We start from the raw sequence: 15812 nt of genomic DNA on the forward strand, positions 1-15812 counted from the left end.
TCCTGCCGGACTGCCGGGATTCAGTCGCGGGCCTCGGCGAGCAGCTTCTGGATCCGCGAGACGCCCTCGACGAGGTCCTCGTCGCCGAGCGCGTACGAAAGGCGCAGGTAGCCCGGCGTCCCGAAGGCCTCACCAGGAACGACCGCGACCTCGGCCTCCTCCAGGATGAGAGCGGCCAGCTCCACGGAGTCCTGCGGGCGCTTGCCGCGGATCTCCTTGCCGAGCAGACCCTTCACCGAGGGGTACGCGTAGAAGGCGCCCTCGGGCTCGGGGCAGACCACGCCCGCGATCTCGTTGAGCATCCGCACGATCGTCTTGCGGCGCCGGTCGAAGGCCTCGCGCATCTTCTCGACGGCGACCAGGTCACCGGAGACGGCCGCGAGCGCGGCGGCCTGCGCGACGTTCGAGACGTTGGACGTGGCGTGCGACTGCAGGTTCGTCGCGGCCTTGACGACGTCCTTCGGGCCGATGATCCAGCCCACCCGCCAGCCGGTCATCGCGTACGTCTTGGCGACGCCGTTGACCACGATGCACTTGTCGCGCAGCTCGGGCAGGAGCGCGGGGAGCGAGGTGAACTTCGCGTCTCCGTAGACGAGGTGTTCGTAGATCTCGTCGGTCATGACCCACAGGCCGTGCTCGACGGCCCAGCGGCCGATCGCCTCGGCGTCGGCCTGGCTGTAGACGGCGCCCGTCGGGTTGGACGGCGACACGAAGAGCACGACCTTCGTGCGCTCCGTGCGCGCGGCCTCGAGCTGCTCGACCGAGACGCGGTACTCGGTGGTCTCGTCGGCGACGACCGGGACCGGGACGCCGCCCGCGAGGCGGATCGACTCCGGGTACGTCGTCCAGTACGGCGCGGGGACGATGACCTCGTCGCCCGGGTCCAGGATCGCGGCGAACGCTTCGTAGATGGCCTGCTTGCCGCCGTTGGTCACCAGGATCTGCGACGCGTCGACCTCGTAGCCCGAGTCGCGCAGGGTCTTCGCGGCGATCGCCGCCTTGAGCTCGGGGAGGCCCCCGGCCGGCGTGTAGCGGTGGAACTTCGGGTTCTTGCAGGCCTCGATGGCCGCTTCGACGATGTAGTCCGGAGTCGGGAAGTCGGGCTCGCCCGCCCCGAAGCCGATCACCGGGCGACCGGCGGCCTTGAGGGCCTTGGCCTTGGCGTCGACGGCGAGGGTCGCGGACTCGGAGATCGCGCCGATGCGCGCGGACACCCGGCGCTCGGTCGGAGAAGTTGCAGCGCTCATGGCCCCATCGTTCCAGACCCGAAACGCCCCCGGCGGGCGGGTTTCCAAGACCGTCGGAACCCATTCTGTTCGACGGGGGGCCGCGGAGCACGTACACTCACTGCTCGTTGGCCTTCACCGGCCGCTTCCTCTCTACGCACTCCGTGCACATGGGCGGATGCGGTAGGTTGGGGGAAATCAAAGGGTCGTAGCTCAATTGGTAGAGCACTGGTCTCCAAAACCAGCGGTTGGGGGTTCAAGTCCCTCCGGCCCTGCTACACGCTCCTTCGCCAGGAAGTGTGCGCATGTACGTACTGCAATGCACCGCCGTGCGGCTCAACCGGGCGCGGCACGGCCACGACCCGGAATCAGGTGAGGACGAGTGACGGACGCCGTGGGCTCCATCGACATGCCTGATGCCCAGGACGAGGCGCCGGAGTCCAAGAAGAAGGCCCGCAAGGGCGGCAAGCGCGGCAAGAAGGGCCCCTTCGGCCGTCTCGCGCTCTTCTACCGCCAGATTGTCGCGGAGCTCCGTAAGGTCGTCTGGCCGACTCGCAGTCAGCTCACGACCTACACCACAGTGGTGATTGTCTTCGTCGTCATCATGATCGGTCTCGTGACCGTGATTGACTATGGCTTCAGCCACGCTGTCAAGTACATCTTCGGCTGAGCCGAGAGCGAAGGGCGCCGTTCCCGGCGCCCCTTTCGCGCGTTCCACCCCTCTGTATCCAGGAAGAAGCAGCCACCGTGTCTGACCCGAACCTGAACGACGCCGTCGAGCCTCGCGAAGAGAGCGCGGAGTCCGTGGAGGACCAGCTCGACATCGTCGAGGCGGCGGACGCCGAGGAGCCGGACCAGGCCGAAGCTGCCGACGCCGCCGCGGGCGAGCCCGCCGAAGAGGCCGCCATCCACCTGGAGGGCGACGCCGAGGCCGTTGCGGAGTCCGAGGAGGACGAGACCGCCGTCGCCGAGGTCGCCGACGAGGAGCCTGCCGACGAGGCCGAGCCCGAGGAGGAGGCCGAGCCGGTCGACCCGATCGTGGCCCTCCGCGAGGAGCTCCGCACCCTCCCCGGCGAGTGGTACGTCATCCACACCTACGCCGGTTACGAGAACCGCGTGAAGACCAACCTCGAGCAGCGCGCCGTCTCGCTCAACGTCGAGGACTTCATCTTCCAGGCCGAGGTGCCGCAGGAAGAGGTCGCGCAGATCAAGAACGGCGAGCGCAAGACGATCCGCCAGAACAAGCTCCCCGGCTACGTGCTGGTGCGCATGGACCTGACGAACGAGTCCTGGGGCGTCGTCCGCAACACGCCGGGCGTCACCGGCTTCGTCGGCAACGCCTACGACCCGTACCCGCTGACCCTGGACGAGATCGTCAAGATGCTCGCCCCGGAGGCCGAGGAGAAGGCCGCCCGCGAGGCCGCCGAGGCCGAGGGCAAGCCGGCTCCGGCCCGCAAGGTCGAGGTCCAGGTGCTCGACTTCGAGGTGGGCGACTCGGTCACCGTCACCGACGGTCCGTTCGCGACGCTGCAGGCGACGATCAACGAGATCAACGCCGACTCGAAGAAGGTCAAGGGTCTCGTCGAGATCTTCGGCCGCGAGACCCCGGTCGAGCTGAGCTTCGACCAGATCCAGAAGAACTGACGTTCCCTGGAACACACGCCTCCGAACAGGTCAGACGGGCTGTCAAAGCCGGTCTGACCTGCTCGGTTTTTAGCCGCGCGACTATACCCGTTATCGTTGTGCGGTATGCCTCCATCCGGATGACTGGATGGTCGGCTGAAAACTCTCACTAGGACCCGGAGAGAGCAATGCCTCCCAAGAAGAAGAAGGTCACGGGGCTGATCAAGCTCCAGATCCAGGCTGGTGCCGCCAACCCGGCCCCGCCGGTCGGTCCCGCCCTGGGCCAGCACGGCGTCAACATCATGGAGTTCTGCAAGGCCTACAACGCCGCGACCGAGTCGCAGCGTGGCTGGGTGATCCCGGTGGAGATCACGGTCTACGAAGACCGTTCCTTCACCTTCATCACCAAGACGCCGCCGGCCGCCAAGATGATCCTCAAGGCCGCTGGTGTCGAGAAGGGCTCCGGCGAGCCCCACAAGACCAAGGTCGCCAAGGTCACCGAGGCGCAGATCCGTGAGATCGCGCAGACCAAGATGGAAGACCTCAACGCCAACGACCTGGACGCCGCGTCGAAGATCATCGCCGGCACCGCCCGTTCCATGGGCATCACGGTCGAGGGCTGAGCCTCCTCCCCGTCTGACCTTTCTCAGTGGTAGGGCCAAGCGCTGGTCCGAACCACGACTCCATACCTGAACCAACACAGGAGCAGAAGTGAAGCGCAGCAAGACTCTCCGCGCTGCGGACGCCAAGATCGACCGGGAGAAGCTGTACGCCCCGCTCGAGGCCGTCCGTCTCGCCAAGGAGACCTCCTCGACCAAGTTCGACGGCACCGTCGAGGTCGCCATGCGTCTGGGTGTCGACCCGCGCAAGGCCGACCAGATGGTCCGTGGCACCGTGAACCTCCCGCACGGCACCGGCAAGACCGCCCGGGTCCTGGTCTTCGCGACCGGTGACCGTGCTGCGGCCGCGGAAGCCGCTGGGGCCGACATCGTCGGCGCCGACGAGCTCATCGACGAGGTCGCGAAGGGCCGCCTGGACTTCGACGCCGTCGTCGCCACCCCGGACCTCATGGGCAAGGTCGGCCGCCTCGGCCGCGTGCTCGGTCCGCGTGGTCTGATGCCGAACCCGAAGACCGGCACCGTGACCCCCGACGTCGTGAAGGCTGTCAACGACATCAAGGGCGGCAAGATCGAGTTCCGCGTCGACAAGCACTCGAACCTGCACTTCATCATCGGCAAGGTGTCCTTCGACGACACCAAGCTGGTGGAGAACTACGCCGCGGCCCTGGAGGAGATCCTCCGTCTGAAGCCGTCGGCCGCCAAGGGTCGCTACATCAAGAAGGCCGCCATCACCACCACGATGGGCCCCGGCATTCCGCTGGACTCGAACCGCACCCGCAACCTCCTCACCGAGGAGGACCCGGCCGCCGTCTGAATCTGACGGCAGCCGCGTCGCGTACGCGTTCTGTGGACGGGCCCCGCAACCTTTCGAGGTGCGGGGCCCGTCCTGTTTGTGTACAAGCCTTTCGGATAGGTGTGTCAGTGGCCTGCGCTAGCGTGCAGGCTCCATGAATGCCAAGGGGTGGGACAACATGAACAGCACGACCATGCGCCGTGCCGGTCTCTCGATCGCGGTGGTCGCCGCGCTGACGGGCCTCACGGCCTGCGGTTCGGGTGACTCCTCCGACAAGGCGGACGGGAGCGGCAAGGACAAGGGCGGCATGAACATGAGCCCGATAGCCGCCCTGCGTACGGTCGAGAAGTCGACCGACAAGGCCGACACCGCCCGGATCGAGAGCTCCACCACCCTGGGCACGGTGTCCTCCATGGACGCGAAGGGCGTCATGGGCTGGTCCGACGGCATCACCGGCAATGTGACGGTGACCTTCACCGGCGGCTCCCAGGCCCAGCAGATGGCGCAGCTCGGCAAGTCGAAGCTCGACTACCGCTATCTGAAGAACGGCTTCTACGCGAACATGGGCGACAAGTTCGCGGAGCAGGCGGGCGGGGGCAAGCACTGGCTGGAGTACGACTACGCCACGCTGGCCGAGCTGAGCGGCGCCGCGGGCGAGGCCTTCCAGGACCAGATGCAGAACACCACCCCGAACCAGTCGGTGAAGATGCTGCTGGCCTCCGGTGACGTGAAGCGCGTCGGCGAGGAGGAGGTCCGCGGCACGAAGGCGACGCACTACTCCGGCAAGGTCGACATCGCCGACTTCACCGCCAAGAGCGCGGACCTGGACGAGGACAAGCTCGCCGAGCTGAAGAAGCAGTTCGAGCAGGCCGGTCTCAGCACCGAGACGATCGACATCTGGGTCGACGACGAGGACCTGCTGGTCAAGAAGACCGAGAAGGGCGACACGAAGAACGGCACCTTCTCGCAGACGGCCTACTACAGCGACTACGGCACCGAGCTCTCCGTGGAGAAGCCCCCGGCCTCGGACACCATGAGCTTCAAGGACCTGCTGAACAAGCAGCCCGCGGTATAACTCCTGCGCTGCGCGTCCCACCCCTCAGGTACGCTCGGCGAACAAAGATGTGTCGATCATGTGTTCTTTGTTCGGTTCAGTTCCTAGGGGTGGGGTCATGACTGTAGGTGTCGTACGTGGACGCAGGGGACGTCAGCGGGCGGCGGGCGCCGTGCTCAGCACCGCGCTGCTCTGTGTCGGCGCGGTGGCCTGTGGAGGCTCGGACGACAAGTCCGACAACGCGGGGGAGTCGGGGAAGACCCAGTCCCGCTCGCAGGTCACCGAGGTCATCACGGCCGCGTACAAGAAGACGTCGGCCGCCAAGTCGGCCAAGGTCAAGATGACGATGTCCACGCCGCCCGGTGAGATGGGCAAGGCAATGGGCGGGGCCGGCGAGATGAAGATGACCGGCGTCATGGGCTGGGACCCGACCGTCATGGACGTGACGGTCTCGGGCTCCGCGCTCACGGAGGGTGACCCGGAGGCTCCGGAGAAGATCCGGATGCTCTGGAGCGACAACGTGATGTACATGGACATGGGCGCCAAGGCGGCCAAGGACATGGACGGCAAGCGCTGGGTCAAGATGGACCTCAACTCCATCGCGAAGCAGGCCGGTGACGACAAGCTCGCCAAGCAGATGACCGGCGGCCTGGACAGCATGAACCAGGACCCGGCGCAGCAGCTCGCGATGCTCCTGGACTCGCCGAACCTCAAGCACCTGGGCTCCGCGAAGGTCGACGGCGCGCAGACCCAGCGCTACAAGGGCCGGCTCACCGTCAAGGAAATGATGGAGTCCAACGACGGCCTGAAGGACGTGCTCAGCAAGAGCGAGCGCGACCAGCTCTTCAAGAACATCGAGAAGTCGGGCATCAAGGGCTACGACACCGAGGTCTGGGTCAACGAGGACGACTACCCCGTCCGCATGGACATCGACATCAAGACCCCCGAAGGCACGGTGAAGACCTCCCAGACCTTCTCCGACTACGGCTCCGCCACCAAGGTGACGCCGCCGCCGGCCGGGCAGACCTTCGACATGATGAAGATGTTCGAGGAGCTCGGGAAGCTCGGCAAGGGCGGCTCGGGCGCCGGTTCGGACAGCGCCTTCTGACCGGATTTGCTTGCCGCGGACCCGTTCGCGTACTCTTCCACAGAAGCCAAAGACCGCTGGTCGTTGCTGTGCTCTCGCAAGAGGGTGCGGCGGCCGAAGGATCCGCTGAAACGGCGGACGACCCGCGCAGGTGACTGTGGATGTGCTCCTGGATCGCATGCGATTCGGTTGAGCTCACGCCCCGTGCGCCTGCGCCGGGGCGTTTCGTTTTGTCGGCCCCTTCTGAGCGGTCCTCATCACCCGGAAGGAGGCCGACGCTCTATGCCGACGCCCGACAAGGCTGCCGCGGTAGCCGAGCTCACGGACAAGTTCCGCAGCTCGAACGCCGCCGTGCTGACCGAGTACCGGGGTCTCACCGTGGCCCAGCTCAAGCAGCTGCGCCGTTCCCTCGGTGCGAACTCCGAGTACGCCGTGGTGAAGAACACGCTGACCAAGATCGCGGCCAACGAGGCCGGGATCGACACGCTGGACGACCTCTTCACGGGTCCGACGGCGGTTGCCTTCGTCACCGGTGACCCGGTGGAGTCGGCCAAGGGTCTTCGTGACTTCGCCAAGGACAACCCGAACCTCGTCATCAAGGGCGGTGTCCTTGACGGCAAGGCGCTGTCCGCCGACGAGTTCAAGAAGCTTGCGGACCTCGAGTCCCGCGAGGTTCTGCTCAGCAAGCTGGCCGGTGCCATGAAGGGCAAGCAGTCGCAGGCTGCCTCTGTCTTCCAGGCGCTGCCCTCGAAGTTCGTCCGCACCGCGGAGGCGCTTCGTGCCAAGCAGGCCGAGCAGGGCGGTGCCGAGTAATTCGGCTCGCGCATTGATCGACGCCCACTAGGGCGACGGTCGCAGCGGGCCCAACGTACGCCCGCCTCCATATACACCCGGCACCAGCCGAATTAGTGGAAGGACGCCATCATGGCGAAGCTGTCCCAGGACGACCTGCTCGCGCAGTTCGAAGAGATGACCCTCATCGAGCTCTCCGAGTTCGTGAAGGCCTTCGAGGAGAAGTTCGACGTCACCGCCGCCGCTGCCGCGCCGGTCGTCGTCGCCGGTGGTGCCGCTGGTGGCGCCGCCGAGGCCGCCGAGGAGCAGGACGAGTTCGACGTCATCCTCACGGGTGCCGGCGACAAGAAGATCCAGGTCATCAAGGTCGTGCGTGAGCTCACCTCGCTGGGCCTGAAGGAGGCCAAGGACCTCGTCGACGGCACCCCGAAGCCGGTCCTCGAGAAGGTCGCCAAGGACGCCGCGGACAAGGCCAAGGAGGCCCTCGAGGGCGCCGGCGCCTCCGTCGAGGTCAAGTGACCTCACGAGTCGTCTGACTCTCTTTCCCGTACGTACGGCGTAACGCTGTAACGCACGGGCCGCCAAAGGCGATCACCCAAGTGGGTGGTCGCCTTTCGGCGTTCTCGGGCGCTCCCGCGAAGGGTGCCTTGCGATGTCGGTCCCGACGAGTATGGTGATCTTCGTTGTGCCTCCGGACGGCCCGTGACGGTGACGAGCTCGGAGTGATGTCGGGGCAGGGGGGCCTTGACGAACCGCACGCAGCGCGCAATTCTCAGGACGCGTCGTGACAACGATCCGGATCCGAGGCATGGATCGGCGGCGAAGAGGGCAGTATCGATGTGCATCGAGGGCGTGGCTTGCAGCAGGGGTTGAGAACAACGAGGGTCTTCAAAAACCCGCACTGGACATCAGTGGGCCGAGTGGCTACACTGACCCTTTGCGCTGCCTGTTAGCTGCCTCCTGCCCGTCACCAGGGGCATGCCCATGCTTGAGCACTGTGGACCGGACTCTCCCTGACCTGGGATGTCTGTCTCTGTGTCCAGCCTGGGACCGGTACGCGCGTAGTGAGTCCGAGCCCTCGGAAGGACCCCCTCTTGGCCGCCTCGCGCACTGCCTCGACCGCGAATACGAACAACGGCGCCAGCACCGCCCCGCTGCGCATCTCCTTTGCAAAGATCAAGGAGCCCCTCGAGGTTCCGAACCTTCTTGCGCTGCAGACCGAGAGCTTTGACTGGCTGCTCGGCAATGACGCGTGGAAGGCTCGTGTCGAGGCGGCTCTGGACAGCGGACAGGACGTCCCCACCAAGTCCGGTCTGGAGGAGATCTTCGAGGAGATCTCCCCGATCGAGGACTTCTCCGGGTCGATGTCCCTGACGTTCCGCGACCACCGTTTTGAGCCTCCGAAGAACTCGATCGACGAGTGCAAGGAGCGCGACTTCACGTTCGCTGCCCCGCTCTTCGTCACCGCCGAGTTCACCAACAACGAGACCGGCGAGATCAAGTCGCAGACGGTCTTCATGGGCGACTTCCCGCTCATGACGAACAAGGGCACCTTCGTCATCAACGGCACCGAGCGTGTCGTGGTGTCGCAGCTGGTCCGTTCGCCCGGTGTGTACTTCGATTCCTCGATCGACAAGACGTCCGACAAGGACATCTTCTCCGCCAAGATCATCCCGTCCCGGGGTGCCTGGCTGGAGATGGAGATCGACAAGCGCGACATGGTCGGTGTCCGCATCGACCGCAAGCGCAAGCAGTCGGTCACCGTTCTGCTCAAGGCTCTCGGTTGGACGACCGAGCAGATCCTCGAGGAGTTCGGCGAGTACGAGTCCATGCGCGCCACCCTGGAGAAGGACCACACCCAGGGCCAGGACGACGCGCTGCTCGACATCTACCGCAAGCTCCGTCCGGGCGAGCCGCCGACCCGTGAGGCCGCTCAGACGCTGCTCGAGAACCTCTACTTCAACCCGAAGCGCTACGACCTCGCGAAGGTCGGCCGCTACAAGGTGAACAAGAAGCTGGGTGCGGACGCTCCGCTCGACGCGGGCATCCTCACGGTCGAGGACATCATCGCCTCGATCAAGTACCTGGTGAAGCTGCACGCCGGTGAGGTCGAGACCGTTGGCGACAGCGGCACGTCGATCGTCGTCGAGACCGACGACATCGACCACTTCGGCAACCGTCGTCTGCGCAACGTCGGCGAGCTCATCCAGAACCAGGTCCGCACGGGTCTGGCTCGTATGGAGCGCGTCGTCCGCGAGCGCATGACGACCCAGGACGTCGAGGCGATCACGCCGCAGACCCTGATCAACATCCGCCCGGTCGTGGCGTCGATCAAGGAATTCTTCGGCACCTCGCAGCTGTCGCAGTTCATGGACCAGAACAACCCGCTGTCGGGTCTGACGCACAAGCGTCGTCTCTCGGCGCTGGGTCCCGGCGGTCTCTCGCGTGAGCGGGCAGGCTTCGAGGTCCGTGACGTGCACCCGTCTCACTACGGCCGCATGTGCCCGATCGAGACCCCTGAAGGCCCGAACATCGGTCTGATCGGTTCGCTCGCCTCGTACGGCCGCGTCAACGCGTTCGGCTTCGTCGAGACGCCGTACCGCAAGGTTGTCGAGGGCCAGGTCACCGACGACGTCGACTACCTGACGGCCGACGAGGAGGACCGCTTCGTCATCGCGCAGGCCAACGCCCCGCTGACGGACGACCTCCACTTCGCCGAGGCCCGCGTCCTGATCCGCCGCCGTGGCGGAGAGATCGACTACGTGCCCGGCACGGACGTCGACTACATGGACGTCTCGCCGCGCCAGATGGTGTCCGTCGCGACCGCGATGATCCCCTTCCTCGAGCACGACGACGCCAACCGTGCCCTCATGGGCGCGAACATGATGCGTCAGGCCGTGCCGCTGATCACCGCCGAGGCCCCCCTCGTCGGCACCGGCATGGAGTACCGCTGTGCGGTCGACGCCGGTGACGTGATCAAGGCCGAGAAGGCGGGTGTGGTCCAGGAGGTCTCCGCGGACTACGTCACGGTCACGAACGACGACGGCACGTACACCACGTACCGCATCGCCAAGTTCTCCCGGTCGAACCAGGGCACCTCCGTCAACCAGAAGGTTGTCGTCGACGAGGGCGCCCGCGTGATCGAGGGCCAGGTCCTGGCCGACGGTCCCGCGACCGAAGAGGGCGAGATGGCCCTCGGCAAGAACCTGCTCGTGGCGTTCATGCCGTGGGAGGGTCACAACTACGAGGACGCGATCATCCTGTCGCAGCGCCTCGTGCAGGACGACGTCCTCTCCTCGATCCACATCGAGGAGCACGAGGTCGACGCCCGTGACACCAAGCTCGGCCCGGAGGAGATCACCCGGGACATCCCGAACGTCTCCGAAGAGGTCCTCGCCGACCTCGACGAGCGCGGCATCATCCGTATCGGTGCCGAGGTCGTCGCCGGCGACATCCTCGTCGGCAAGGTCACGCCCAAGGGTGAGACCGAGCTGACGCCGGAGGAGCGCCTGCTCCGCGCGATCTTCGGTGAGAAGGCGCGCGAGGTCCGTGACACCTCCCTGAAGGTGCCGCACGGCGAGATCGGCAAGGTCATCGGCGTCCGCGTCTTCGACCGTGAAGAGGGCGACGAGCTGCCGCCGGGCGTGAACCAGCTGGTTCGTGTCTACGTGGCGCAGAAGCGCAAGATCACGGACGGTGACAAGCTCGCCGGCCGCCACGGCAACAAGGGTGTTATCTCGAAGATCCTTCCGATCGAGGACATGCCGTTCCTCGAGGACGGAACTCCGGTCGACATCATCCTGAACCCGCTGGGCGTGCCGTCCCGAATGAACCCGGGACAGGTCCTGGAGATCCACCTCGGCTGGCTCGCCAGCCGCGGCTGGGACGTCTCCGGCCTCGCGGACGAGTGGGCGCAGCGCCTGCAGGCCATCGGCGCCGACCAGGTCGACCCCGGCACGAACGTCGCCACCCCCGTCTTCGACGGTGCGCGTGAGGACGAGCTCGCCGGTCTGCTGCAGCACACCATCCCGAACCGCGACGGCGAGCGCATGGTGCTCCCGTCCGGCAAGGCGCAGCTGTTCGACGGCCGCTCCGGTGAGCCGTTCCCGGACCCGATCTCGGTCGGGTACATGTACATCCTCAAGCTGCACCACCTGGTCGACGACAAGCTCCACGCGCGTTCGACCGGCCCGTACTCGATGATCACCCAGCAGCCGCTGGGTGGTAAGGCACAGTTCGGTGGCCAGCGCTTCGGTGAGATGGAGGTGTGGGCGCTGGAGGCATACGGCGCCGCGTACGCCCTCCAGGAGCTGCTGACGATCAAGTCCGACGACGTGACCGGCCGCGTGAAGGTCTACGAGGCCATCGTCAAGGGCGAGAACATCCCCGAGCCCGGCATTCCCGAGTCCTTCAAGGTGCTCATCAAGGAAATGCAGTCCCTGTGCCTCAACGTGGAGGTGCTGTCCTCGGACGGCATGTCCATCGAGATGCGCGACACCGACGAGGACGTCTTCCGCGCGGCGGAGGAGCTCGGCATCGACCTGTCCCGGCGCGAGCCGAGCAGCGTCGAAGAGGTCTGACGGGTTGGCCGGCCGGATCCCGTATCCGGCCGGCTCTCCCCGGACCCGTTCAGACCATGATTGAGACTCGACCCCGAAAGAGGGATTGACGACAAAGTGCTCGACGTCAACTTCTTCGACGAGCTGCGGATCGGCCTTGCCACCGCGGACGACATCCGACAGTGGTCCCACGGCGAGGTCAAGAAGCCGGAGACCATCAACTACCGCACGCTCAAGCCCGAGAAGGACGGACTCTTCTGCGAGAAGATCTTCGGTCCGACCCGGGACTGGGAGTGCTACTGCGGCAAGTACAAGCGTGTCCGCTTCAAGGGCATCATCTGTGAGCGCTGCGGCGTCGAGGTCACTCGCGCCAAGGTGCGTCGTGAGCGGATGGGTCACATCGAGCTGGCCGCGCCCGTCACGCACATCTGGTACTTCAAGGGCGTCCCGTCGCGCCTGGGCTACCTCCTCGACCTCGCCCCGAAGGACCTCGAGAAGGTCATCTACTTCGCGGCGTACATGATCACGTTCGTGGACGAGGAGCGCCGCACCCGCGACCTGCCCTCCCTGGAGGCGCATGTCTCCGTGGAGCGCCAGCAGATCGAGAACCGTCGCGACTCCGACCTGGAGGCCCGCGCCAAGAAGCTCGAGACCGACCTGGCCGAGCTCGAGGCCGAGGGCGCCAAGGCCGACGTGCGCCGCAAGGTGCGCGAAGGTGCCGAGCGCGAGATGAAGCAGCTGCGTGACCGTGCGCAGCGCGAGATCGACCGTCTCGACGAGGTGTGGAACCGCTTCAAGAACCTCAAGGTCCAGGACCTCGAGGGCGACGAGCTGCTCTACCGCGAGCTGCGTGACCGCTTCGGCACGTACTTCGACGGCTCGATGGGTGCCGCGGCGCTGCAGAAGCGCCTGGAGTCCTTCGACCTCGACGAGGAGGCCGAGCGCCTCCGCGAGATCATCCGTACCGGCAAGGGCCAGAAGAAGACCCGTGCGCTCAAGCGCCTCAAGGTCGTCTCCGCGTTCCTGCAGACCTCGAACAGCCCCAAGGGCATGGTTCTGGACTGCGTGCCGGTCATCCCGCCGGACCTGCGTCCGATGGTGCAGCTGGACGGTGGCCGCTTCGCGACCTCCGACCTGAACGACCTGTACCGCCGCGTGATCAACCGCAACAACCGCCTGAAGCGCCTTCTCGACCTCGGTGCGCCCGAGATCATCGTGAACAACGAGAAGCGCATGCTCCAGGAGGCCGTCGACGCGCTCTTCGACAACGGCCGTCGTGGCCGCCCGGTGACGGGCCCCGGCAACCGTCCGCTGAAGTCGCTGTCCGACATGCTCAAGGGCAAGCAGGGTCGATTCCGTCAGAACCTGCTCGGTAAGCGTGTGGACTACTCCGCGCGTTCCGTGATCGTCGTCGGTCCGCAGCTGAAGCTGCACCAGTGTGGTCTGCCGAAGGCCATGGCGCTGGAGCTCTTCAAGCCGTTCGTGATGAAGCGCCTGGTCGACCTGAACCACGCGCAGAACATCAAGAGCGCCAAGCGGATGGTCGAGCGCGGCCGCACGGTCGTGTACGACGTCCTCGAAGAGGTCATCGCCGAGCACCCGGTTCTGCTGAACCGTGCGCCCACGCTGCACCGCCTCGGCATCCAGGCCTTCGAGCCGCAGCTGGTCGAGGGCAAGGCCATTCAGATCCACCCGCTCGTCTGCACCGCGTTCAACGCGGACTTCGACGGTGACCAGATGGCCGTGCACCTGCCGCTCTCCGCGGAGGCGCAGGCCGAGGCCCGCATCCTGATGCTGTCCTCGAACAACATCCTCAAGCCGGCCGACGGCCGTCCGGTCACGATGCCGACCCAGGACATGGTCCTCGGTCTGTTCTTCCTGACCACCGACGGTGAGCTCCGTGACGTCAAGGGCGAGGGCCGCGCGTTCGGCTCCACGGCCGAGGCGATCATGGCGTTCGACGCCGGCGAGCTCGCGCTGCAGTCGTCCATCGACATCCGCTTCCCGGTGGGCACCATCCCGCCGCGCGGCTGGACCCCGCCGGTCTCCGAGGCCGGGGACGAGGGCGTCGAGGAGCGGCCGTACCAGCAGGGCGACAGCTTCCGGCTGCGTACGTCGCTGGGCCGCGCGCTCTTCAACGAGCTGCTGCCCGAGGACTACCCCTTCGTCGACTACTCGGTCGGCAAGAAGCAGCTCTCCGAGATCGTCAACGACCTCGCCGAGCGCTACCCCAAGGTCATCGTGGCGGCGACGCTCGACAACCTGAAGGCGGCGGGCTTCTACTGGGCGACCCGTTCCGGCGTCACCGTGGCCATCTCCGACGTCGTGGTCCCCGCGGCCAAGAAGGAGATCGTCGCGGGCTACGAGGCCCAGGACGAGAAGGTCCAGAAGCAGTACGAGCGCGGTCTGATCACCAAGGACGAGCGCACGCAGGAGCTCATCGCGATCTGGACCAAGGCGACCAACGAGGTTGCCGAGGCGATGAACGCGAACTTCCCCAAGACGAACCCCATCTTCATGATGGTTGACTCGGGTGCCCGAGGAAACATGATGCAGATGCGTCAGATCGCCGGTATGCGTGGTCTGGTGTCGAACGCGAAGAACGAGACCATCCCGCGTCCGATCAAGGCCTCCTTCCGTGAGGGCCTGACCGTTCTTGAGTACTTCATCTCCACGCACGGTGCCCGTAAGGGTCTGGCGGACACGGCTCTCCGTACCGCCGACTCCGGTTACCTCACCCGTCGTCTGGTCGACGTCTCGCAGGACGTCATCATTCGCGAGGAGGACTGTGGCACCGAGCGCGGTCTGAAGCTGAAGATCGCGGTCAAGGGCGAGGACGGTGTCCTCCGCAAGACGGAGAACGTCGAGACCTCGGTCTACGCCCGCATGCTGGCCGAGGACGTCGTCATCGACGGCAAGGTCATCGCGCCGGCCAACGTGGACCTCGGTGACGTCCTCATCGACGCCCTGGTCGCCAACGGCGTCGAGGAGGTCAAGACCCGCTCGGTCCTGACCTGTGAGTCCGCGGTCGGCACCTGTGCCTTCTGCTACGGCCGTTCGCTCGCCACCGGCAAGCTGGTCGACATCGGTGAGGCGGTCGGCATCATCGCCGCCCAGTCCATCGGTGAGCCCGGTACGCAGCTGACGATGCGTACCTTCCACACCGGTGGTGTGGCCGGTGACGACATCACCCAGGGTCTGCCCCGTGTCGTCGAGCTCTTCGAGGCTCGTACGCCGAAGGGTGTCGCCCCGATCTCCGAGGCCGCGGGCCGTGTCCGCATCGAGGAGACCGAGAAGACGAAGAAGCTCGTCGTGACCCCGGACGACGGCAGCGACGAGACGGCGTTCCCGATCTCGAAGCGTGCCAAGGTCCTGGTGCGCGAGGGCGACCACGTCGAGGTGGGCCAGAAGCTCACCTTCGGTGCCACCAACCCGCACGACGTGCTGCGGATCCTCGGTCAGCGCGCGGTCCAGGTCCACCTGGTCGGCGAAGTCCAGAAGGTCTACAACAGCCAGGGCGTGTCGATCCACGACAAGCACATCGAGATCATCATCCGGCAGATGCTGCGCCGCGTGACGATCATCGAGTCCGGCGACGCGGAGCTGCTGCCGGGCGAGCTCGTCGAGCGCTCGAAGTTCGAGACCGAGAACCGTCGCGTCGTGACGGAAGGCGGCCACCCGGCCTCCGGCCGTCCGCAGCTGATGGGTATCACCAAGGCCTCGCTGGCGACGGAATCCTGGCTGTCGGCCGCCTCCTTCCAGGAGACGACCCGAGTCCTGACGGATGCGGCGATCAACGCCAAGTCCGACAGCCTCATCGGCCTCAAGGAGAACGTCATCATCGGTAAGCTCATCCCGGCCGGTACGGGTCTTTCCCGCTACCGCAACATCCGGGTGGAGCCGACCGAGGAGGCCAAGGCCGCGATGTACTCGGCCGTCGGCTACGACGACATCGACTACTCGCCGTTCGGCACGGGCTCCGGTCAGGCCGTGCCGCTGGAGGACTACGACTACGGTCCGTACAACCAGTAAGGCCTGAGTTTGTTGAAGGGCGCTTA

11 protein-coding genes and 1 tRNA gene are annotated in these 15812 nt (G+C 66.1%); 11 read left to right on the forward strand and 1 reads right to left on the reverse strand.

The features are described from left to right. Nucleotides 1-20: 20 nt before the first annotated feature. Entirely contained in the window at nucleotides 21-1247 is a 1227-nt protein-coding gene (locus AOK03_RS08380) for a pyridoxal phosphate-dependent aminotransferase (RefSeq protein WP_055564536.1), read from the reverse strand. 181 nt (nucleotides 1248-1428) lie between these two features. Here AOK03_RS08380 and AOK03_RS08385 point away from each other — a divergent pair. The 11 genes from AOK03_RS08385 (at nucleotide 1429) to AOK03_RS08435 (ending at nucleotide 15786) form a co-directional block, all read left to right on the forward strand. Beyond that, nucleotides 1429-1501 (forward strand) — tRNA-Trp (locus AOK03_RS08385). 107 nt (nucleotides 1502-1608) lie between these two features. Next, nucleotides 1609-1896, forward strand: a complete 288-nt coding sequence (secE, locus tag AOK03_RS08390) for a preprotein translocase subunit SecE (protein ID WP_055564537.1) — start codon at nucleotides 1609-1611, stop codon at nucleotides 1894-1896. Between the two features lie 77 nt (nucleotides 1897-1973). Then, on the forward strand, nucleotides 1974-2870 hold the full coding sequence (gene nusG / locus AOK03_RS08395) for a transcription termination/antitermination protein NusG (protein WP_055564538.1): 897 nt from the start codon (nucleotides 1974-1976) through the stop codon (nucleotides 2868-2870). Nucleotides 2871-3037: 167 nt separating this feature from the next. Next, nucleotides 3038-3472: a 50S ribosomal protein L11 gene (gene rplK / locus AOK03_RS08400; RefSeq protein ID WP_030782612.1), complete on the forward strand. Its 435-nt coding sequence runs from the start codon at nucleotides 3038-3040 to the stop codon at nucleotides 3470-3472. An 88-nt stretch (nucleotides 3473-3560) separates the two neighbouring features. Continuing rightward, entirely contained in the window at nucleotides 3561-4283 is a 723-nt protein-coding gene (rplA, locus tag AOK03_RS08405) for a 50S ribosomal protein L1 (RefSeq protein WP_055564539.1), read from the forward strand. A 157-nt stretch (nucleotides 4284-4440) separates the two neighbouring features. Next, entirely contained in the window at nucleotides 4441-5337 is an 897-nt protein-coding gene (locus tag AOK03_RS08410) for an SCO4651 family lipoprotein (protein ID WP_055564540.1), read from the forward strand. Between the two features lie 97 nt (nucleotides 5338-5434). After that, nucleotides 5435-6424 carry an SCO4651 family lipoprotein gene (locus tag AOK03_RS08415; protein ID WP_107097953.1) on the forward strand — a complete coding sequence of 330 codons (990 nt, stop codon included), beginning with the start codon at nucleotides 5435-5437 and terminating at the stop codon, nucleotides 6422-6424. Nucleotides 6425-6685: 261 nt separating this feature from the next. Then, nucleotides 6686-7216, forward strand: a complete 531-nt coding sequence (gene rplJ / locus AOK03_RS08420; protein ID WP_055564542.1) for a 50S ribosomal protein L10 — start codon at nucleotides 6686-6688, stop codon at nucleotides 7214-7216. 111 nt (nucleotides 7217-7327) lie between these two features. Beyond that, nucleotides 7328-7714: a 50S ribosomal protein L7/L12 gene (gene rplL, locus AOK03_RS08425; RefSeq protein WP_055564543.1), complete on the forward strand. Its 387-nt coding sequence runs from the start codon at nucleotides 7328-7330 to the stop codon at nucleotides 7712-7714. A gap of 575 nt (nucleotides 7715-8289) precedes the next feature. Continuing rightward, nucleotides 8290-11775 (forward strand): DNA-directed RNA polymerase subunit beta, encoded by a 3486-nt coding sequence (gene rpoB / locus AOK03_RS08430; protein ID WP_055564544.1) that lies wholly within the window; start codon nucleotides 8290-8292, stop codon nucleotides 11773-11775. Between the two features lie 96 nt (nucleotides 11776-11871). Further along, entirely contained in the window at nucleotides 11872-15786 is a 3915-nt protein-coding gene (locus AOK03_RS08435; RefSeq protein WP_055564545.1) for a DNA-directed RNA polymerase subunit beta', read from the forward strand. The last annotated feature ends 26 nt before the right edge of the window (nucleotides 15787-15812 follow it).

The sequence above is a fragment of the Streptomyces atriruber genome (genome assembly GCF_001418325.1).
GTDB classification, from domain to species: Bacteria; Actinomycetota; Actinomycetes; order Streptomycetales; family Streptomycetaceae; genus Streptomyces; species Streptomyces atriruber.